Consider the following 19,266-nt stretch of genomic DNA (forward strand, 5'->3'; position numbering starts at 1 on the left):
CATCGTTCGCTGATATAATGGCCCAATGCCGAAATCAAGGAGGGATGTAGTGGCGATCGTTAGATGGATACTCTTGCTGGCCTGCTGGCCGCTATGGCTAACCGTGGCATATGCCAACCCGTTCTACGCTCCACCGCCTCCCCAGGAAGATGCGCCCGTGTTCAGTGGCGATGCTGAACTGGGCTTTACCCGCCTCTCGGGCAATACCGATAGCCAGACGCTGATCGGTAAAACGCTGCTGACGTGGCTTACCGGTAACTTCACCTACTCGCTGCGTGGTGAAGTGCGTAACGTCACCAAGGATGACAAAACCAGCGCCGAGCAGTACTTAGTCGCAGGACGCGAACGCTATGAACTGGATGGCCCCCACTATCTGTTTGGGTTTGCCCGCTGGGAGAAGGATCGCTTTGCCGGTTACGACCAGCAGCTTTCTGCCATCGGTGGCTATGGGCGTCAGATTTTAGAGAACGATACCCATGTTTTTTCGCTGGAGGCAGGGCCAGGCTATCGTCATGACCGACTACGCGAACATGGCGATTATCGGTTAGCAGTGGCTTATACAGCGTTGGATTATCAATGGTTTTTTTCTGACTACGCCGATATTCAGCAGGAAATGTCGTTTGAGTACACCGACCAAAATACCACGTCGCGGTCGCTTACAGCGCTCACGGCAAGGCTCAATTCAAAGCTGTCGCTGCGCTTATCTCATGAAATCAAGCACAACTCCCAACCGCCTGACGACACCAGCGAGCGCACCGACAATACCACCAGCGCTTCACTGCTTTACCGCTGGTGAGTTGCGCACTGGCCCTAGCGATTCTGACCACGGTGCGCCCAGCCGGTCATGCGTTTTTCCAGTTGGGCAAATAGCTCGTACATCACCATGGCCATGGCGCTGATCACCAGCAGTCCGGCAAAGACCAGCCCCATGCGCATTTGCGAACCGGCGCTCATCATCAGATAGCCAATGCCCTGATTGGAGGCGACCGTTTCTGACACTACTGTGCCTACAAACGCCAGAGTAATAGCGACTTTTAGCGAGGCAAAGAAATACGGCAGCGAGCGTGGCAGGCCCACTTTCAGCAACACATCAATACGCCGCGCGCCCAGCACTCGCAGTACGTCTTCCATCTCAGGCTCCAGCGTGGCTAAACCGGTAGCTACGTTCACCACAATAGGGAAGAAGCAGATTAAAAAGGCGGTGAGTATCGCCGGCACCGAGCCAATCCCAAACCAGACAACCAGGATGGGCACGAAAGCCACTTTGGGAATGGCATTAAAGCCGACTAACAGTGGGTAGCAAGCGTTATATAGAAAGCGTGACGAGCCGATAATAAAGCCCAACACCAGCCCCACGGCCACACCCAATCCAAAGCCAATCAGCGTTGTCCAGAAGGTTTGCCAGGAGTGCATGGCGATAGGCCCGGAATAAGTTACCAGCGCCTGGGCCGTCTCCAAGGCACTGGGGAAGATAAAGCTGGGCACATCAAACACCCGCACCGTTACTTCCCAGATAACAACCAACGCGACCACCGCTATCCACGGCGCCAGTCGTTCAATTAACTGATTATTTTTCGTCATAAGTGCGCCTTTCATCAGGTGCTGGGGGCTTTTATTAAGTGCTGCGCACTTCGCCAATTTGAGCACGCAGCTCCTGAACCAGATCAATAAAGGGTTTTCGGTAAGTGGTTTCCAGTGCACGGGGTCGCGGCAACTCTATTTCACGGCGCTCAATCACCCGTCCGGGGCGGCGGCTCATGATGTAGACGGTATCGGCCAGAAACGCCGCCTCGCGCAGATCGTGGGTCACCAGCACTACCGTAAAGCGCTGCGCTTCCCACAGGTCGCGCAGCACGCACCACAGCTCCTCGCGGGTAAACGCATCCAGTGCACCGAAGGGTTCATCCAGCATTAGCAGGCGCGGCTGGTGAATCAACGCCCGGCAGATCGATGCCCGCTGCTGCATACCACCGGAAAGCTGCCACGGATACTGCTCTTCGTAGCCTTCAAGCCCAACGGTCTTGAGCAGCTTGCGAGCCCAGCCGACAAACTCTTCGCGCCGTTTACGAAACTGATGGCGGTAGGGTTTAACGATCTCCAACGGCAGTAGGACGTTATCCAGTGTGGTGCGCCAGGGCAGCAGGTTGGCGTTCTGAAATGCCATGCCGGAGATCTTCAGCGGCCCGGTGACCGGTTCTCCATCCACTCGTACGGCACCGGTGGTAGGCGCATGCAGACCGGTGCAGAGCTTCATAAAGGTCGATTTACCGCAGCCGGAGGGGCCCACGAAAGCGACGAACTCGCCTTCGTGAATACTCAGGTTGATGTCTTCAATGGCATTACCCGCCGCATCGTAGGCCAGGCTAACATCATCAAAGGTGACGAACGCTGCCGACATGCTTATTCGCCCTCGGCCGGAAACAGCATGCGTTCTTCCTGGGCAGGTAAGTAGTTTGAACTAAACACCTGATCGGGCGAAGGAATTGACGTGAGGTCGTAAGCATCGGCAACCAGTTGAATCGCCTGAGCCAGGCGCTCGTCATCCACTCCGCCCACGCCATTTTCGCGCACTTCAGGAGTGTCGACGACGCCATCCAGAGCGAGTTTTAAGCGCCTAGTCTCCATTTCCACATCGATCAGGCCATCGCGGTTTTTAACATACTCAATGGCAGCCTCGGGATCGGCAATAGTGTCGCCCAGGGCGCGGTTGAAGGCGCGCAGAAAGCCCTGCACGGCTTCCGGATTTTCTTCGGCGAAGGATTCACTAGCGATAATGGCGTTGCCGTACAGGGGCACGCCGTAGTCTGGGAACGGCATAATAGTCAGCTCGTCTTCGCTCATTCCCCGCTCTTCAAGATTGAGCAGGCTGGTGAAGTAGAAGCCAGTGATTGCATCCACATCGCCCCGGGTTATCAGCGTTTCGCGCAGCGTAGGGTCGACGTTTTGCCACTCCACCGCGTCGGCGTCCAGATTATTAGCCGCGGCAAACACGCCCCAGGCGCGGTAGCCGGTATCGAAGGTGGGGGCGGCGATGGTTTTACCGGCTAAATCAGCCGGGCTCTCGATGCCGCGGTCTTTGCGGGCAAACACCGCCGCGGGGGTGCCGTCGTAGACGATATAGACGCCTTGGATACCGGGGCCATCGGGGTTTTCGGCGAGAAACTCGACCAGCGCATTAAGATCGCCAAAGCCCATTTCATAGGCCCCGGACGCCACGCGATTAATCGCACCCGCCGAGCCGCTGCCGGAATCAATCTGAACGTCCAACCCTTCGTCGGCGAAGTAGCCTTTCTCTTCAGCCATCAAAAACGGCGCGGAGGGGCCTTCAAAGCGTCAATCCAGCTGAAAACGTATTTGGGTATCGTCGGCGTAACTGATAGCCGGTATTAACATCAGCGCTGCCGCGCAGCCGGTGAGCAGGCGCGCCGTAGAAAAACCTGGTGTTGCAGTGGGAAAACCTAGTGTTGAAGTAGAAAAACGGCGTTTAGAAGTGGAGGTCATCATCGTGAGCATACCTTGTATACAAAATATGCTTTAGCATTGCAGCAATACTGCCATTATTGATTTTTTATTTAATTTTCATGCTATTAGGTAGACAGTTAAGTGCCGCCGCCCTCCGCTATATGGCCAAAATGGTGCATTTGCACCTGAGCAACGCACCAAGTTAAAACATATTAGACGTTGGTCTAAATTGGCGATATACTAAGCTCAGTTTCCTGTCTTGCGCCATTCCTTGAATGGCGCTTTTTTTTACCTGTAATTTCGCCTGCTTCAATCACCAACTTCTGAACGCTCATGTGGCGTTACACCGCTTAACGGCACGCTTTAATAGGCTGCTATTTCAGTTTCTCGCTCTCCCCATAAGGTATTTAACATGACCCACCCCAGCCCCAATTCTGAGGGTTCTCAGCGGTTTTCGCTCGGCGACCCTATTGTATTGATATTAAGTATCGGCTTTATCGTTGCCTTTCTCGCACTGTCGCTTTACGACGTAACTCTGGTAGCTGACAGCATCAGCGCTGGCTTCGCCTGGACCGCGCTAGTGCTGGGCAGTTACTTTCAACTGCTGCTCCTGCTGACGTTCTTTATCGCCATCGGTTTGGCCATAACCCCAGCCTCTAAAGCTAAAATCGGCAATTTAGATGCACCAGAAATGAGCACGTTTAAGTGGCTCTCGATCATTCTGTGTACGCTGCTGGCAGGCGGTGGCGTATTCTTTGCCGCCGGTGAGCCGGTATACCACTTTGTGGTAACGCCTCCCGCGTTTGATAGCGAAGCAGGCACCGCTGACGCCGTTTCCGGCGCCTTGGGGCAGTCCTTCATGCACTGGGGCTTTATGGCTTGGGCGGTACTGGGGTCGCTAACCGCCGTGGTGCTTGCCCATGCGCACTACGTGAAAGGCCAGCCGCTTCAGCCCCGCACCCTGCTCTACCCCGTACTGGGTGAGCGACTAATGCGCGGCCCGCTGGGCAGCATCGTCGATGCCTGCTGCGTAATTGCTTTGGTTGCGGGCACTGTGGGTCCAATTGGTTTTTTGGCCACCCAGGTCAGCTTCGGCCTGCACGAGCTGTTTGGCTTACCGGAAGGTTATCCCGGCCAGTTGATCATTCTAGCCGTACTCGGCAGCATCTACGTGCTCTCTTCCATGAGCGGCGTACACAAAGGCATTCAACTACTTAGCCGCTTTAACGTGCTACTGGCGCTAGCCATTGGCGCGGTCATTATTGTTTTTGGCCCCACACTGTTTTTGGTCAATAGCTACGTTTCAGGCATGGGCGCGTATGTCAGCGAATTCTTTACCATGGCGACCATGACCGCAGAGACCGCTCCGGCGTGGTGGATGCAGTGGTGGACAGTATTCTTCTTTGCCTGGTTTATTGGCTATGCGCCGCTGATGGCGATTTTTGTGGCGCGTATTTCCCGCGGTCGCAGCATCCGCGAAATGATCATCGCGGTAGCAATCCTGGCACCGATTGCCACCACCGTGTGGTTTACCCTGCTGGGCGGCTCAGGCATTTATTATCAACTCACCGGGGTGATTGATTTAACCGAGGCGCTGAACAACTTCCAGTTTGATGTAGCCACCTTAACCATTGCCCAAGCACTGCCCGGCGGTACCTGGATGGCACTAGCGATCCTGCTTCTGACCACCATTTTCGTTGCGACCACCGGCGACTCAATGAGCTACGCCATTGCGGTAGTGGGGGCGGGGCACGATAACCCCAGCCCGGTCATGCGGGCGTTTTGGGGGATCGCCATGGCGTTGATGGCAGCGGTACTGCTGTATATGGGCGCAGGCCAGATTGGCGCGCTGCAGCAGTTCATTGTTATCACCGCGATTCCGGTCTCGTTGATACTGCTGCCGTCACTCTGGAATGGCCCACAGGCAGCCTACGCCATGGCCCGTGAACAGGGCATTATTGATTAAGAGAGCTGCGCTACAGTGCTTACCTTATAGCCCTTCCAGCAGGCGCAGAATCATCTGCGGCTGCTGGTTGGCCTGAACCAACATAGCAATGCCTGCCTGCTGCAGGATCTGGGCGCGCACAAGGTTGGAGACTTCCTTAGCATAATCGGCATCCTGAATACGCGACTGGGCAGCGGAGGTGTTAACAATACTGTTATTGAGGCCATCAATTACGCTTTCAAAACGGTTTTGCACCGCCCCCAAATAGCTACGTTGGCGATCTAACCGCTTGATCGCCTCATCCACTCTATCTATCGGTTTATCCGTCCCACTGAAATCCTCAGTCACGTCCAAACCATCAAGACCCAACCCCTGTAAATTCATGGCTTCAAAACGAACGGCAATAGTATCGCCAACGTTAGCACCCACTTGAATGTTCAGTGATTTAGTGTCGTTCAAAAGCCCAATGCCATTGAAGTTACTTTTCCCGGCGATGCGCTCAATCTCTTCTAAACGTTGATCAATTTCGTCTTGGATAGAATCCAGGTCGTCGGAAGAGTTGGTGCCGTTAGCTGCTTGTACACTCAGCTCACGGATGCGCTGCAGGTTGTCGTTAATCTGATTAAGCGAGCCTTCCGCCGTCTGCACCATTGATATGCCATCATTGGTGTTGCGGATCGCCTGGGTCATGCCTTTGATTTGCGCCGTCATACGATTGGCAATCGCCTGGCCGGCAGGGTCATCCTTGGCACTATTGATGCGCAGCCCAGAAGAGAGGCGCTGCATGGCGGTCTGCATGGCCTGCTGACTGCCGCGCAGATTGTTCTGCACGGTTAGCGACATCACATTGGTATTTAGGCTGAGCAACGCACGCCTCCAGGGAAGTTAGCGCGCCCGATTGATGGCGGCTACAACGTTACTATCGGCCTAAACGCAAAAATCATGAACACTTTTGAGGCTCAAGGCTGCGACCACTACTCGCCAGCACTTCATCAACAGGTTTTTTTACATAGTCGTGCAGGTAGTAACCGTCATCGACCACCTCTCCATCCCAAGCCACAATGTCTAGATCCATAGTACGTGGCCCCGATTTAATCGCTCCCCGAACACGGCCCAGACGATCTTCCACCCCTTTGAGGTAAGCACGAAACGCTTCACGCTCAAGCGGTGTGCTCACCAACAGCGCGGCGTTTAGGAAATCGGGTTGCTGCTGGTACCCCACCGGCTGGGTGCGAATCGTTTTGGAACGAGCCAACAGATTGCACTCACGGTTAATGATATCGACCGCCTGAGCCACATAGTGGTCTGGGTCGATGTTAGAACCTAAAGAGATCAAGCACTCATGGAGCGCTTCAGATTGTTTGGTAAACAACGTCGTTGGTGGCATAGCGACATCCTGTTAAAAGTGACGTCTTCTTGAATGGCCCTGTAAGCAGGACTCATCTATCAATACCTCTAAGCACGTGCCACGTGCAAGCTGTGTATAAGTTATTGACAAACGCTACACTCACGCAGAAAGTCTTCCTATACCAATAAAACAGTAGGGAACGCTTTATGCATCATCAGGCTGCTCTGGTAACCGGCGGTGCTACCCGCTTGGGCCGATTCTTCTCCGAAGCGTTGGCTGATGCCGGTTTTGATATTGCTCTACACGTTAATCGCTCCCGCAAAGAGGCCGAAGAGGTCGCCAGCGGTATCCGCGCTAAAGGGCGGGAGTGCGAAATATTTTCCTGCGATTTTTTAAACGAAGACTTAAACGACTTACTCCAGTCGGCCAAACAGCGCTTCCCAGGGCTTAATTTGCTGCTGAACAGCGCCTCTGCCTATGAACCAGCGCCGATCTCGACGACCGAGCTGGCGATGCTGGAGACACAGTTCAGGGTCAATATGTTTACCCCGCTACTGCTCACCCGTTACTTTGCCGAAACCGTTCAAGAGGGCCAGGTGATCAATATCATCGATAATAAGGTGGCCTATCACCAGTATCCCTATGCAGCCTATTTGCTATCGAAAAAGAGCCTAGCGGAGATGACTCGTATGGCGGCACTGGAGTTCGCACCGCGCATTCGCATTAACGGCATCGCCCCTGGCGTGGTACTGCCCGCTTCCCAGCGCACTAGCGCCTATATTGAGTGGCGTATTGAAGGCATTCCGCTCAAGCGCCAGGGGCACCCCGACCACCTTGTACAAGCTCTGCACTACTTGTTGGACAACCCCTTTGTAGCGGGGCAGATTCTGTTTGTCGATGGCGGGGAGTCAATCAATCTGGAGGGTCGGCACTCAGAAAACTATGCCAATTAAATAAAAATTCAGCCCTTAAAACGCAACGAGGCCGCCTGAAGGCGGCCTCGTTGCAGCGATTGATAACAATCGCTTCACGATAACAACAGTTTAAGTTTCATCGACGTCGTCATGGTCAGGCTTTTCGTGTTCAAAAGTATCAGAGCTAGTTTTACTACCGCGTGGATCAAACCTGTCATCCGATGTAATATCACCCGACTTAGGCTGCCCAGCCGGGCTACCATCGATCGTAAAGGCTTGCTGCATAACACGCAGGTTTGCGGGAGGCGCAGAACCAGTTTTATCTTGCCCGAAGTAGAGCGTGGTATGCGGGAAAGGTATCTCGATACCCGCTTCATCGAAGCGTAGCTTGACGAGGCGATTGTAGGCGCGGCCCACGGCCCACTGGTCGCCCGGCGTAGTCTTGATCACCACACGGATGTTCACGGAGCTGTCTGCCAGCGCAATGACACCTGCCACGGTCAGATCCGCCAACAATTTATGGCTATGCTCTTCGCTGGCTTTCAGGTCTTCAAAAGCCAATTGAAGCTGTGCAATGGCATCATCAATACTCTCACGATAGGCAATACCGTACTCACCCACATGGTTACCAAACTCGCGCATATAGTTAGACACGGTATCCACGCTGGAGAACGGTACGATGTGATAAGTACCGGACAAATCACGAATACCGACAGAGCGGATACTGAGCCGTTCGGCGGTGCCTGTCACGCCACCCACCGTGACCACATCGCCGGTATTCATAGCGTTCTCGACCTGGATAAATACCCCGGTGATAACGTCCTGCACCAGCTTCTGAGCACCAAAACCAATCGCCAAACCAAGTACACCGGCACCGGCAATCAATGGGCCGATATTGATGCCAATTTCCGACAGTACGATCATGCCGGTAATCGTGACCATAGCGATTGCCAGGGCATTACGAAACAGGCTGAGCAGGGTTTTTGCCCGCGCAGAGGGTTCACCGTAGCCGGTTTCCGGATTGAGCTTATGCTCGATCAGGCTTGCCAGGCCCAGCCACACGGCGAGCGCCACAATCAAAATCACCGCAACACTGGTCAGGTTGCCAACCAGCACGGCGCCACCTTCAGAGGCATACCAGGCAGCTAGGTCAAAGGCGCCCCAAGCGTTCAGCACCATCATGATGACCACAATCAGAATGATCGTACGCAGCACGCGAAGCGCATTGGGCACGTAGCTGTTTAAGCGCTTTTCAAGCAGCGGTAATTTGCGCCGCAGATCGTCCGACAGGGTAATCCGACGGCCAATGGTCTGGGTAAGAAAAGACGACACCAACAACCCAACGACAATCGCGGCCAATGACTTCAAGGTGGCAAACATCACAAACGGCAGCGCATCGCCGGGGCGCGTTAACGTCAGCACAAATACGATCAAGAAATAGAGCAGCGCGAACAGGTGCCAAGTACGGGCAAATAGCTGCAGCGAGACGCGGCTGGCAGTCAGCGTTGATTTTGCCGCCATCTCGTTCAGATTACCGCGCAGACGGGCGCGGTTTCTTAGCACCACAACCACCGCATAGATAAACGCCAACAGCATAATCAGCGTACCGACCGCTTGACCCAGTGAGGCCGCTACATAGAAGTTAACCAGCGGGACTACCACCATCAGGCCGTAACCGACCATGCCGATCAACCGCGCTAACCAGCGGTTCCAGTAGGAGGCTTCCTGGGCAGAGATAGGCAGTAGCCGCAGCCCTTCGTAGCGCGAAGAGAACAGCATTCGCACACCGGCTTTGAGCAGTTCAATAATCAAGAACGCATTTAAAAACAGCGAGGCACGGGTCGAGAGCTCCCCTGCTTCACCAATCGCAAAGGTGGCCAGCAGATTACCACCCACATAGGCCAAGCCGACAAGCAGCACATCGATGACTGCCGCAATCGCCACGCAGAAAACCAAACGTAAAACGGGGGTTAAATTTTTACCATTCAGCGACCAGCCGCTGATTTTGGTAAACAGCGGCTTAGCCAACCGCCGAACAATCATAAACAGTGCAAAGGTGGCGACAATCACCATACCCAGATTAATCGCCGCACTGGTGAAGGCGGCCATATCAAAGACACTGTCGGCCTCTTGGCCAGAAAACAGACCGCCGACAATGCCTACCACTTGCTCGAATTGACCACCCACATCGCTTACCACACGACTGGTGAGCTCAGCGAGTTGGCGTGGCAGCGAGACATCCTCCGGCGCTATCTCACTACCTTGAGCGGCCGCTTCCGGGGAGAGTTCGGTAGCAACGCCATTGGGCAGCACTGAGGCTTGATTGCGCAACATCTCAATCAGCTCTTGCCGCGACTGCTCATCCTCTAGCAGGTTCGCCAGCGCCTCATAGGACGTAGGCGCTGCTTCTTCAGAGGATGCAGCACCATCGGCGCTGGTCGACTCACTTGGCGCGCTCTGCGCCATTGCTGGCGTGGCTATTAAGGCAATCATTGCCAATAGCCAGACACCTAGCCAGGGTAATAAACGAAGTGGCTTCACACCTAAACCTCCTTTTGGGTGAGTGTTCTGTTCAATCTAACGGCTGCTTAGTTTTACGCAAGCCAATAATAGGCAGCCCAAGTTGCTTACACTCTACACTGCCAGCGCCGCTTGTGAAAAAGTTGTACAGGTTAACATGACTTGATTAATAAGGCGTTTCACTGGCAAAGCGATAATAGCCACTGCTGTGCCAGCAGTAACACCACCGCGTAACGCGTACCTTTAGCGACCACAATCCACGCTAGCGCCCGCCACCAGGGCAGCCGGAAAACGCCGGCCAGTACAGTGAGAGGGTCACCAATAATCGGTGCCCAGGAAACCAGCAGGCTTAGCTCGCCAAAGCGATGATACCAGCGCTCCGCTCGGGCTAAGCTGCGTGGCGAGGCCGGAAACCAGCGGCGATCTTGAAACTGACGCGCATAGCGGCCCATCGCCACGTTGATCATGCTGCCGAGAGTGTTGCCCGCCGTGGCCACCGCCCACAGCCCCAGAGGCGGTTCGCCGAGACACCACAGCCGCGCTAGCCACACTTCCGACCCACCGGGAAGCAGCGTGGCGCTGACCAGGGCGACAAAAAACAGGCTTAGCATAGACTCAGTGAGCCACGTTAACGTGGCACCTGCCCACCCAACTGCTGGGTTATCTCATCGGCCGTTTGGCGAACCAGCGCCCCCAGGGTGAGTAAGCGAGCTTCCGGGATGCGCGCCACCGGGCCAGAAACCGAGATCGCCGCCAACGGCGTGCCATGCTCATCAAACACACAGGCGGCCACGCAGTGCAGGCCAATGGCATGCTCTTCACGGTCACAGGCAAAGCCTTGGGCGCGAATCTGCTCTGTTTCCATTTGAAGTGTGTCGGATTGATAGAGCGTATTGGCGGTCACTCTTGCCAACTCGCTGCCATCCAGCAGTTTGGCGCGCTCATCATCGGGCATCCACGCTAGCAGCGCTTTACCTACGCCGGAGGCATGCAGCGGCGCGCGGGAACCTAGGCGGGTGATCATACGCATCATTTGCGGTGATTCATGCTGCGCTAAAAATACCGCCGTGACCCCATCGCGAATGCCCAAATTAGCGGTCTCGCCGGTCTCAGCGGTTAAACGGCGTAGAAAAGGGCGACTTGTGGCCACCACGTCGCGGGCTTCAAGAAAGCTATTGCCGATACGGAAGGTTTTGACATCGATGCGCCATAGGCCTTGCTCGTTCTCCTGGGTCACAAACCCCTGACTCTGCAAGGCTTGCAGCAAGCGGTGGGTGGTAGAGGGCGCCAACTCAGCCATCTCCGCCACATCTGAAAGGGCTAAACCAAGCGGGCTGGCCGCAAGGTACTCCAACAGCGTTAAGCCACGCACCAACGACTGGCTATGGCCTCCGCTAGCTTTGGCGGTACTCGCCGGACGACCGACCGTCCTGCGTTTGGCTTCACTCACTTGGCTTTCTCCAAATAGGCACTGCTAAAAGACGCTCCCAAAAGCGCTCCTACTACTTACTAAAAGCGCCCTTGCTGACGACGGCTTCCCTAAAATACAAAGGGCGTCAGGATAACGTGACAACATGGCAATTGTCGCGTTTACGGAAACGAATTCCATTCATTCAGCGATGGTTCCAGCGCGGTAGCCGCTTAGCTATAAACGCATCGATCCCCTCACCCACATCCTCGGCTAACATATTGCAGGCCATGGTTTCCCCGGCAAAGGCGTAGGCTTCGTCGAGCGGCATGCTCAACTGACGGGCAAACATGGTTTTTCCGGTGCGCACTGCAACGGCACTTTTCGCGCAGATACTGGTGGCCAGGGCTTCAGTTGCTTCGTCCAGCGCGTCATCATCTGCCACGCGGTTAATCAACCCCCACTCAGCGGCTTGATCAGCACTGATAAACTCCCCGGTAAGCAGCATCTCCATGGCGTGTTTACGCGCAACGTTGCGGGAAAGTGCTACCGCAGGAGTAGAACAAAACAGGCCAACATTGATGCCGGAAACAGCAAAGCGTGCGCTGCGTTCCGCCACCGCCAGATCACAGCTCGCCACCAGTTGGCAGCCCGCAGCGGTGGCTATGCCCTGCACTTTGGCGATGACCGGCACAGGCAAGTGCACAATGGCCTGCATCACTTCGCTACAGCGGGCAAACAGCGCTTGATAGTAGGCTTTATCGGGGTTGGCACGCATCTGCTTCAGATCATGCCCGGCGCAGAAGGCTTTGCCTTCGGCGGCAAGTACCACACAGCGCACGCTGCTATCGTTGGCAATTTCGGCTAACGCGTCGTGAAGCGCTTGCAACATGGCTTCCGAGAGCGCGTTAAAGCGCTCTGGCGCGCTCATCGTCAGCGTTGTGACGCCTTGGTGGTCAAAACGTTGTAGGAGGGAGGCCGTTGTGGAAAGGTCATCAGTGGTGATGGGCATGGTGAACTCCTGAGGTTGAGTAACACTTTGCCCATCAGTCTAGCGCACAAGCTTTACGTACGTTTTTGTTTAAAAATCTTGCCTACAGTGCGCTACTTCATTTTTTCATTAGGCGGGTGTCGCGGCCTAAGGGGTGCGGCTCGCCGCGCTGTTTGGCTAAATCGATTTGGCGTTGGCGCTCACGGGCCGCCGCGCGGGTCTTCTCCGGCAACGAGTCGATGCAGTGGGGGCAGCTAATGCCCGGTTCGTATGCAGAAGACTGCATATCTTCTGCGGAGATGGGCATGCGGCAAGCGTGGCACTGCTCGAACTCGCCTTTGCTTAAGTCGTGGCGAACCGTCACCCGGTTGTCGAACACAAAACACTCACCGCGCCACAGCGACTGCTCTTCCGGGACTTTTTCCAGGTAGTTCAGCACGCCGCCTTTTAAGTGGTAGACCTCTTCAAAGCCTTCTTTAAGCATAAAGCTGGAGGCTTTTTCACAGCGGATGCCGCCGGTGCAGAACATGGCCACTTTCTTATGCTTTTCCGGGTCGTAGTGCTCGCGCACGTACTCGGGAAACTCGCGGAATGTGGTGGTTTTAGGATCGATCGCCCGCTCAAAGCTGCCAATCGCCACTTCGTAATCATTGCGGGTATCGATCACCAGTACTTCCGGGTCGGCAATGATGTCGTTCCAGTTTTCCGGCTCGACGTAAGTGCCCACGGTATCGTTAGGGTCGATATCCGGCACGCCGAGGGTGACGATTTCTTTTTTGAGTTTGACCTTGGTGCGGTAGAACGGCGTTTCGTCACAAAAAGACTCTTTGTGATCAATATCAGCCAAGCGTGGGTCAGCAGTCAGCCAGGTCAACAGTGCGTCGATACCTTCGCGGCTACCCGCCACCGTGCCGTTAATGCCCTCTTTGGCGAGCAGCAGCGTGCCCTTTACATCGTTATCGAGCATGGTTTGGCGCAGCGGTTCGCGCAGCGCTTCAAAGTCATTGAGGGTGACAAATTTGTACAGCGCAGCGACCACAATGGGCGGCGTTTGAATAGTTACTGACATGCAAAACTCCTGGTAGTCACCCTCGCAAAGGGCGGACCGGGTTAGAAGAGGCCAGGATTTTACTCGAAAGCTAACCAAAAGTTTAGCGCTGGCAATCACATTTAATACATCGATTTATTCGACAGGAACGTGCAGAAAGCTTCACCCCACGGAGCGTCAGTAAGGCGTATATTGTCATTATTCAATCTCACGCAACCTGCGGAGCACACCATGATTATTCGTCGTTCAAACGAGCGGGGCTACGCCGACCACGGCTGGCTGCGTTCCTTCCATACCTTTTCCTTTGCCAACTACGTTGACCGCAACCATATGGGGTTCCGCGCTCTGCGCGTGATCAATGAAGACCGCGTAGCGGGTGGCCATGGTTTTGGCGCCCATCCTCACCGGGATATGGAGATTATCTCCTATGTGCTTGAAGGTGAGATGGAGCACAAAGACAATATGGGCAATGGCGAGGTGATGCGCCCGGGCGATGTGCAGCGCATGTCGGCGGGCACCGGCGTGCTGCACAGCGAGTTTAATCACTCCAAGGAGAACGGGCTGCACTTCCTGCAGATCTGGATTGAACCCAAGCAGCTCGGCATTAAACCCAGCTATGAGCAAAAGGCTTTTCCTAGCGCTGAGCGTCAAGGGCAATGGCGTTTAGTGGCTTCTGAAGAAGGCCGCGACGGGTCTGTGAGCATCAACCAGGATGTGAACCTTTACGCGGGTTTGTTTAACGCTGGCGAACAGGCAACAGCGCCGCCTTCGCGCTACGCTTGGCTGCATGTGGTGAACGGCGAAATGGAGATTAACGGTGAGACGCTGAGCGCAGGCGACGCCGCGGCGTTCCAACCGGATGAGGCGATAAACCTTACCGGCAAGGAAGCAGGCGAAGTGCTGCTGTTTGATCTTGCTTAAAGACCGAACCTACTAAACTGCCTAAACCGAAACGGCGCCTCGCAAGAGGCGCCGTTTTTACAGCCAACTTATTTAACCAATTGCGTTAGCTATTTTGCGCCGAGTAGAGCGCACGAATTTTCAGCGTGTGATCCACTTGCTTCAATGCTTCCAGCGCCTGGGGGCCGTAGGCTTTATCTACATCAATGACCACATAACCGACTTTTTCATTGGTCTGCAGGTATTGACCGGAGATGTTGATGTCATTTTCAGACAGCACGCGGTTAATCTGCGACAGCACGCCCGGTACGTTATCGTGAATATGCAGCAAACGGTGCTTGTCCGGGTGAGCGGGCAGCGCCACCTCGGGGAAGTTGACCGAGGTCACGGTGGTGCCGTTATCAGAGTAAGTAATCAGCTTTTCTGACACTTCAATACCGATATTCTCCTGAGCTTCCAGGGTAGAGCCACCGATATGCGGGGTCAGAATCACATTCTCCAAGCCACGCAGCGGGCTCTCAAACTCTTCTTCGTTGCCTTTCGGCTCTACCGGGAAGACGTCAATCGCCGCGCCGTTGAGATTGCCTGCTTTAAGCGCTTCGGCAAGCGGTTCGATTTCAACGACGCTACCGCGGGAGGCATTAATAAAGATCGCACCGGGCTTCATGGCAGCGATCTCTTTTGCGCCGATCATCCAGCGGGTAGAGGCAAGGTCAGGCACGTGCAGGCTAATGACATCGGAACGACCCAGCAGCTCTTCAAGGCTTGCTACCTGGTTTGCATTACCCATACCCAGCTTGGCGATGACATCATAGTAAATGACGTTAAAGCCCAGCGATTCGGCCAGCACCGAAAGTTGCGCACCGATGCTGCCGTAGCCAACGATACCCAGCGTTTTACCGCGCGCTTCGTGGGAGTTCTTCGCTGACTTCAGCCAGCCACCCTGGTGAGCGCGGGCATTTTTCTCTGGGATACCGCGCAGTAGCATAATCGCTTCTGCCAGCACCAGCTCGGCCACCGAACGGGTATTGGAGTACGGCGCGTTAAATACCGCGATACCGCGGGTGAGGGCAGCGGTTAAATCGACCTGATTGGTGCCGATACAGAAACAGCCAACGCCGACTAGCTTCTCTGCCGCCTCGAACACGCGCTCCGTTAACTGGGTGCGGGAACGAATACCAATGAAGTGAACATCGCGGATCTTTTCGATCAGCGCATCCTCATCAAGGGACGTCGGCAGGTGCTCAATATTGGCGTACCCTGACGTGTGAAAATTGTCCACCGCACTTTGGTGGACGCCCTCGAGTAGCAGGATCTTGATCTTGCTCTTGTCCAGGGACGTTTTGGCCATGGCTGAATCAACCTCTATGGTCGGCGGCATGCGCCGTGTATCGGTTCACGGGAGGCGCATATCGTAGCACAGCCCGCATCGTTCAGGCCGGGTGTGAATGATGAAAAGTCTGCGTGGTGACAATGAATGGATCGCAAGTCGCGCAACAAGCTGTATTGAAGAGGGCAGACGCCGCCCCCCAGCCTCGGTGTATACTGTGGGCTTATTTAAGCTTATTTAAAAAAACATACCGGTTTACAGGCACCCCCCAATGAGTGACACGACATCACCCCCACAGGACTTTGCCGCGACGGTTGAGCAACTCGAAACCATCGTTGAACGTCTCGAGTCAGGCGAGCTCTCATTGGAAGATGCACTGACCGCGTTTGAACAGGGCGTGCGGCTGACCCGCGATGCCCAGCAGCGCCTGGATAGCGCCGAACTCAAGGTGCGGGCGCTGAGTGAAGATAGCGAAGGACGTTTAAACGTAACGCCCTTTACTGGCCCCGACGACCCTAAGGATGCGGCCGAGAATGAGAGCAAGGAGACGCCCCCATGGTAGCCATGCAGCCTAGCCAGCTTGCCACCCTGCGTCAGACCAGCAATGCCCGCGTAGATGCCACCCTAGCGGCGCTGTTTGATAACCGCCCAGCGGTAGCGCCACGCCTCGAGGCGGCAATGCGCCATGGCCTGCTGGCCGGCGGCAAACGCCTGCGACCGCTACTGGTGTATATGGCTGGTCAGGCACTCGGTGCTAAAGACGATGCTCTGGATGCCCCCGCCGCGGCCATTGAGCTAATCCACGCTTACTCGTTGATCCATGATGATCTTCCAGCCATGGATGACGACGACCTGCGTCGTGGTCAGCCCACTGTGCATAAAGCCTTTGATGAAGCGAGTGCGATTCTGGCCGGAGACGCCCTGCAGGCGCTGGCCTTCGAAGTGTTGGCCAGCAATGCGCACCCCCGGCTGAGCCATTTGGTGCACACCCTGGCCTCCGCCTCTGGCCGTGATGGCATGGTGGCGGGGCAGGCGCTGGATTTAGACGCCGTCGGCGATCACCCAGATGTCGATGCCCTGGCCCACATGCACGCCCATAAAACCGGCGCACTGATCGTCGCTGCAGTGCGTTTGGGCGGCCTGGTAGCCGTCGACGACGATGACCCGCGCTTAGACGCGCTTACTCGCTACGCCCGCGCCATTGGTCTAGCCTTTCAGATTCACGACGACATCCTAGATGTGACCGGCGATACCGTTACCCTAGGCAAAACGTCAGGCGCCGATGCCGCACGCGCCAAGCCCACCTACCCCAGCCTGCTGGGGTTAGCGGGTGCTCAACGCAAAGCGCACAGCCTGATTGACGAGGCCATTGCCGCACTCGCCCCATTAGGCGAGCGTGCTGCACCGCTGGCCGACTTAGCCCACTACATGATCGAGCGCGACCACTAAAGATGCCCATGAAGCTGTTCGACGAAATCCCCCGCGAGCGCCCAACGACGCCGCTGCTCGACTCCTTTGACCACCCCGCCGCGCTGCGGGCCATGAATGCCTCCCAGCTCGCCCAACTGGCCGACGAGCTACGCGCCTACCTGCTCTATAGCGTGGGTGTTTCCGGCGGTCACTTTGGCGCTGGGCTCGGCGTGGTCGAGCTGAGCGTTGCCCTGCACCATGTCTACCAAACGCCCCACGACCGACTAGTGTGGGACGTGGGCCATCAGGCCTACCCGCACAAGATTCTCACCGGCCGCCGCGAGGCCATGCTAAGTATTCGCCAGCACGGCGGTCTGGCAGCATTTCCACGCCGCGCCGAGTCCGAGTACGACACCTTTGGCGTCGGCCACTCCAGCACGTCGATTTCGGCGGCATTGGGTATGGCACTGGCAGCGAAGGCACAGGGCGATAAGCGTCACGTGTGCGCGATTATTGGCGACGGCGCATTGACCGCCGGCATGGCCTTTGAAGCCCTCGCCCACGCTGGCCACGTGAATGCCAATCTATTGGTAGTGCTCAACGACAACGAGATGTCGATTTCCGAGAACGTCGGCGGCATGGCGACCTACCTAGCTCGGGTGCTCTCCAGCAAGCCCTACCTGAAAATACGCGAAGAGAGTAAAAAAGTGCTTTCGCACCTGCCCGGCGCCCTGGAACTTGCCCGGCGCACTGAAGGGCACATGAAAGGCATGGTCAGCCCCGCCACGCTGTTTGAAGAGATGGGTTTTAACTACGTAGGCCCCATTGATGGCCATGACCTAGACGCGTTAACCCATACGATCGAAAACCTGCGCGACCTCGACGGCCCGCAGTTTCTGCATATCAAGACGGTGAAAGGCAAAGGCTTTCTGCCCGCCGAAGCGGATCAGATTGGCTACCACGCTATTACTAAGCTGGAAAAACCCGAAACGCTAGCCAACGCGACTACGGTCAAGAAACCGGTGGTTACCCCGCCACCCGCGAAGAAAAAATACTGCAATGTGTTCGGCGAATGGCTGTGCGATATGGCGGCAAGCGACAAGCGCCTGATGGCCATTACCCCCGCCATGCGCGAAGGCTCCGACCTGATTCGCTTTTCAAAAGAGTACCCTCAGCGCTATTTCGATGTGGCGATTGCTGAGCAGCATGCGGTAACGCTCGCGGCGGGTATGGCCTGCGAAGGCATGAAACCCGTGGTGGCGATTTACTCCACCTTTCTGCAGCGCGGCTACGACCAGTTGATTCATGACGTTGCCGTGCAGAACCTGGACGTCACTTTCGCCATTGATCGCGCGGGCCTGGTGGGCGAAGACGGCCCCACGCACCACGGCAGCATGGATCTCTCCTTTCTGCGCTGTGTGCCCGGCATGGTGGTTCTGGCCCCGGCGGATGAAGCCGAGTGCCGCGCCATGCTCAGTGCCGCCTATCACCACCCTGGTCCTGCTGCTGTGCGCTACCCCCGTGGCACCGGCCCAGGTGCGGAAATTCCCGCGCATCTTGAGCCACTCGCCATTGGCAAAGCGGAAGTGCGCCGCCATGCCGACAACGATGGTGTGCGTATTGCGCTGCTCGCCTTTGGCAGCCTCAACAGCGCCGCAGCGGAAGTCGCCGAACGACTCAACGCAGCCCATATCAATATGCGCTCCATCAAACCGCTGGATCGCGATGCGGTGCTGCACGCTGCCGACGAGCACGAACTATTGGTGACACTGGAAGAAAATGTGGTTGCCGGTGGCGCAGGTAGCGCCGTGAATGAGCTGCTCCACGCCGAAGGCGTTCAGGTGGAAGTGCTCAATCTCGGCCTGCCGGACGCCTTTGTAGAGCACGGCACTCCCGCGCAACTGCTTGCCGACTGTCAACTGGATATCGAAGGCATTGAGCAGGCTATTCGCGCTCGACTGCCATAAGCCATTATTTTTTAAATTACTTT

The 19,266-nt window shown here is 55.9% G+C and carries 19 protein-coding genes; 7 read left to right on the forward strand and 12 right to left on the reverse strand.

Annotated elements, in window-relative coordinates:
• Nucleotides 1–25: 25 nt before the first annotated feature.
• Nucleotides 26–796 carry a DUF481 domain-containing protein gene (locus LMS44_RS22180; RefSeq protein WP_009286167.1) on the forward strand — a complete coding sequence of 257 codons (771 nt, stop codon included), beginning with the start codon at nucleotides 26–28 and terminating at the stop codon, nucleotides 794–796.
• Nucleotides 797–810: 14 nt separating this feature from the next.
• Here LMS44_RS22180 and LMS44_RS22185 read toward each other — a convergent pair whose 3' ends face one another.
• From LMS44_RS22185 to LMS44_RS22200, 4 genes are read right to left on the reverse strand one after another with little or no spacing between them, the layout of a single operon-like run.
• Entirely contained in the window at nucleotides 811–1,581 is a 771-nt protein-coding gene (locus LMS44_RS22185; RefSeq protein ID WP_085947143.1) for an ABC transporter permease, read from the reverse strand.
• A 34-nt stretch (nucleotides 1,582–1,615) separates the two neighbouring features.
• Nucleotides 1,616–2,398, reverse strand: coding sequence for an ABC transporter ATP-binding protein (locus tag LMS44_RS22190; protein WP_039857608.1), 783 nt, complete (start codon nucleotides 2,396–2,398; stop codon nucleotides 1,616–1,618).
• 2 nt (nucleotides 2,399–2,400) lie between these two features.
• The gene (locus LMS44_RS22195) at nucleotides 2,401–3,303 is read right to left on the reverse strand and encodes an ABC transporter substrate-binding protein (RefSeq protein WP_258955970.1); all 903 of its coding nucleotides are present in this window, start codon (nucleotides 3,301–3,303) and stop codon (nucleotides 2,401–2,403) included.
• A gap of 30 nt (nucleotides 3,304–3,333) precedes the next feature.
• Nucleotides 3,334–3,504: a hypothetical protein gene (locus LMS44_RS22200; RefSeq protein ID WP_258955971.1), complete on the reverse strand. Its 171-nt coding sequence runs from the start codon at nucleotides 3,502–3,504 to the stop codon at nucleotides 3,334–3,336.
• 370 nt (nucleotides 3,505–3,874) lie between these two features.
• Here LMS44_RS22200 and LMS44_RS22205 point away from each other — a divergent pair, with 370 nt between their 5' ends.
• A complete protein-coding gene (locus LMS44_RS22205) occupies nucleotides 3,875–5,428 on the forward strand; it encodes a BCCT family transporter (protein ID WP_009286168.1) in 1,554 nt (517 codons plus the stop codon).
• Between the two features lie 24 nt (nucleotides 5,429–5,452).
• Here LMS44_RS22205 and LMS44_RS22210 read toward each other — a convergent pair whose 3' ends face one another.
• Together LMS44_RS22210 and folK are read right to left on the reverse strand one after the other, a co-directional pair.
• Complete coding sequence (locus tag LMS44_RS22210; protein ID WP_009286169.1) at nucleotides 5,453–6,274, reverse strand: flagellin N-terminal helical domain-containing protein; 822 nt, start codon at nucleotides 6,272–6,274, stop codon at nucleotides 5,453–5,455.
• A gap of 73 nt (nucleotides 6,275–6,347) precedes the next feature.
• Nucleotides 6,348–6,794 (reverse strand): 2-amino-4-hydroxy-6-hydroxymethyldihydropteridine diphosphokinase, encoded by a 447-nt coding sequence (folK, locus tag LMS44_RS22215; RefSeq protein WP_027957911.1) that lies wholly within the window; start codon nucleotides 6,792–6,794, stop codon nucleotides 6,348–6,350.
• 167 nt (nucleotides 6,795–6,961) lie between these two features.
• Between folK and LMS44_RS22220 the strand changes: the two genes are divergently transcribed.
• A complete protein-coding gene (locus LMS44_RS22220; RefSeq protein ID WP_089691178.1) occupies nucleotides 6,962–7,708 on the forward strand; it encodes an SDR family NAD(P)-dependent oxidoreductase in 747 nt (248 codons plus the stop codon).
• Nucleotides 7,709–7,798: 90 nt separating this feature from the next.
• Here LMS44_RS22220 and ybiO read toward each other — a convergent pair whose 3' ends face one another.
• The 5 genes from ybiO to trhO all read right to left on the reverse strand — a co-directional run bounded on the left by ybiO (nucleotide 7,799) and on the right by trhO (nucleotide 13,657).
• On the reverse strand, nucleotides 7,799–10,210 hold the full coding sequence (gene ybiO, locus LMS44_RS22225; protein WP_009286170.1) for a mechanosensitive channel protein: 2,412 nt from the start codon (nucleotides 10,208–10,210) through the stop codon (nucleotides 7,799–7,801).
• A gap of 158 nt (nucleotides 10,211–10,368) precedes the next feature.
• A complete protein-coding gene (locus LMS44_RS22230; RefSeq protein ID WP_039857610.1) occupies nucleotides 10,369–10,800 on the reverse strand; it encodes a YqaA family protein in 432 nt (143 codons plus the stop codon).
• 17 nt (nucleotides 10,801–10,817) lie between these two features.
• The gene (locus LMS44_RS22235) at nucleotides 10,818–11,639 is read right to left on the reverse strand and encodes an IclR family transcriptional regulator (RefSeq protein ID WP_022521329.1); all 822 of its coding nucleotides are present in this window, start codon (nucleotides 11,637–11,639) and stop codon (nucleotides 10,818–10,820) included.
• 163 nt (nucleotides 11,640–11,802) lie between these two features.
• Nucleotides 11,803–12,609 (reverse strand): enoyl-CoA hydratase, encoded by an 807-nt coding sequence (locus LMS44_RS22240; RefSeq protein ID WP_141440380.1) that lies wholly within the window; start codon nucleotides 12,607–12,609, stop codon nucleotides 11,803–11,805.
• Nucleotides 12,610–12,706: 97 nt separating this feature from the next.
• Entirely contained in the window at nucleotides 12,707–13,657 is a 951-nt protein-coding gene (trhO, locus tag LMS44_RS22245; RefSeq protein WP_027957917.1) for an oxygen-dependent tRNA uridine(34) hydroxylase TrhO, read from the reverse strand.
• A 210-nt stretch (nucleotides 13,658–13,867) separates the two neighbouring features.
• Between trhO and LMS44_RS22250 the strand changes: the two genes are divergently transcribed.
• Nucleotides 13,868–14,557: a pirin family protein gene (locus tag LMS44_RS22250; RefSeq protein ID WP_022521326.1), complete on the forward strand. Its 690-nt coding sequence runs from the start codon at nucleotides 13,868–13,870 to the stop codon at nucleotides 14,555–14,557.
• Between the two features lie 85 nt (nucleotides 14,558–14,642).
• Here the strand turns inward: LMS44_RS22250 and serA are convergent, their stop codons facing one another.
• On the reverse strand, nucleotides 14,643–15,887 hold the full coding sequence (serA, locus tag LMS44_RS22255) for a phosphoglycerate dehydrogenase (protein ID WP_039857612.1): 1,245 nt from the start codon (nucleotides 15,885–15,887) through the stop codon (nucleotides 14,643–14,645).
• Nucleotides 15,888–16,137: 250 nt separating this feature from the next.
• Between serA and LMS44_RS22260 the strand changes: the two genes are divergently transcribed.
• From LMS44_RS22260 to dxs, 3 genes are read left to right on the forward strand one after another with little or no spacing between them, the layout of a single operon-like run.
• Nucleotides 16,138–16,428: an exodeoxyribonuclease VII small subunit gene (locus tag LMS44_RS22260; protein WP_039857613.1), complete on the forward strand. Its 291-nt coding sequence runs from the start codon at nucleotides 16,138–16,140 to the stop codon at nucleotides 16,426–16,428.
• Nucleotides 16,422–17,315 (forward strand): (2E,6E)-farnesyl diphosphate synthase, encoded by an 894-nt coding sequence (gene ispA / locus LMS44_RS22265; RefSeq protein WP_009286173.1) that lies wholly within the window; start codon nucleotides 16,422–16,424, stop codon nucleotides 17,313–17,315. The genes LMS44_RS22260 and ispA overlap by 7 nt, the downstream gene beginning before the upstream one ends.
• A gap of 2 nt (nucleotides 17,316–17,317) precedes the next feature.
• The gene (gene dxs, locus LMS44_RS22270) at nucleotides 17,318–19,243 is read left to right on the forward strand and encodes a 1-deoxy-D-xylulose-5-phosphate synthase (protein ID WP_009286174.1); all 1,926 of its coding nucleotides are present in this window, start codon (nucleotides 17,318–17,320) and stop codon (nucleotides 19,241–19,243) included.
• Nucleotides 19,244–19,266 lie beyond the last annotated feature (23 nt).

It is taken from the genome of Halomonas profundus, from assembly GCF_020865425.1.
Taxonomy (GTDB): domain Bacteria; phylum Pseudomonadota; class Gammaproteobacteria; order Pseudomonadales; family Halomonadaceae; genus Vreelandella; species Vreelandella titanicae.

Coding starts and splice junctions, on each gene's coding strand:
- LMS44_RS22185 (WP_085947143.1), bottom strand. CDS start 1,581: ATGACGAAAAATAATCAGTTAATTGAACGACTGGCGCCGTGGATAGCG.
- LMS44_RS22200 (WP_258955971.1), bottom strand. CDS start 3,504: ATGATGACCTCCACTTCTAAACGCCGTTTTTCTACTTCAACACTAGGT.
- ispA (WP_009286173.1), top strand. CDS start 16,422: ATGGTAGCCATGCAGCCTAGCCAGCTTGCCACCCTGCGTCAGACCAGC.
- serA (WP_039857612.1), bottom strand. CDS start 15,887: ATGGCCAAAACGTCCCTGGACAAGAGCAAGATCAAGATCCTGCTACTC.
- LMS44_RS22205 (WP_009286168.1), top strand. CDS start 3,875: ATGACCCACCCCAGCCCCAATTCTGAGGGTTCTCAGCGGTTTTCGCTC.
- LMS44_RS22250 (WP_022521326.1), top strand. CDS start 13,868: ATGATTATTCGTCGTTCAAACGAGCGGGGCTACGCCGACCACGGCTGG.
- LMS44_RS22180 (WP_009286167.1), top strand. CDS start 26: ATGCCGAAATCAAGGAGGGATGTAGTGGCGATCGTTAGATGGATACTC.
- LMS44_RS22220 (WP_089691178.1), top strand. CDS start 6,962: ATGCATCATCAGGCTGCTCTGGTAACCGGCGGTGCTACCCGCTTGGGC.
- LMS44_RS22260 (WP_039857613.1), top strand. CDS start 16,138: ATGAGTGACACGACATCACCCCCACAGGACTTTGCCGCGACGGTTGAG.
- LMS44_RS22195 (WP_258955970.1), bottom strand. CDS start 3,303: ATGGCTGAAGAGAAAGGCTACTTCGCCGACGAAGGGTTGGACGTTCAG.
- LMS44_RS22240 (WP_141440380.1), bottom strand. CDS start 12,609: ATGCCCATCACCACTGATGACCTTTCCACAACGGCCTCCCTCCTACAA.
- LMS44_RS22190 (WP_039857608.1), bottom strand. CDS start 2,398: ATGTCGGCAGCGTTCGTCACCTTTGATGATGTTAGCCTGGCCTACGAT.
- LMS44_RS22230 (WP_039857610.1), bottom strand. CDS start 10,800: ATGCTAAGCCTGTTTTTTGTCGCCCTGGTCAGCGCCACGCTGCTTCCC.
- folK (WP_027957911.1), bottom strand. CDS start 6,794: ATGCCACCAACGACGTTGTTTACCAAACAATCTGAAGCGCTCCATGAG.
- trhO (WP_027957917.1), bottom strand. CDS start 13,657: ATGTCAGTAACTATTCAAACGCCGCCCATTGTGGTCGCTGCGCTGTAC.
- dxs (WP_009286174.1), top strand. CDS start 17,318: ATGCCCATGAAGCTGTTCGACGAAATCCCCCGCGAGCGCCCAACGACG.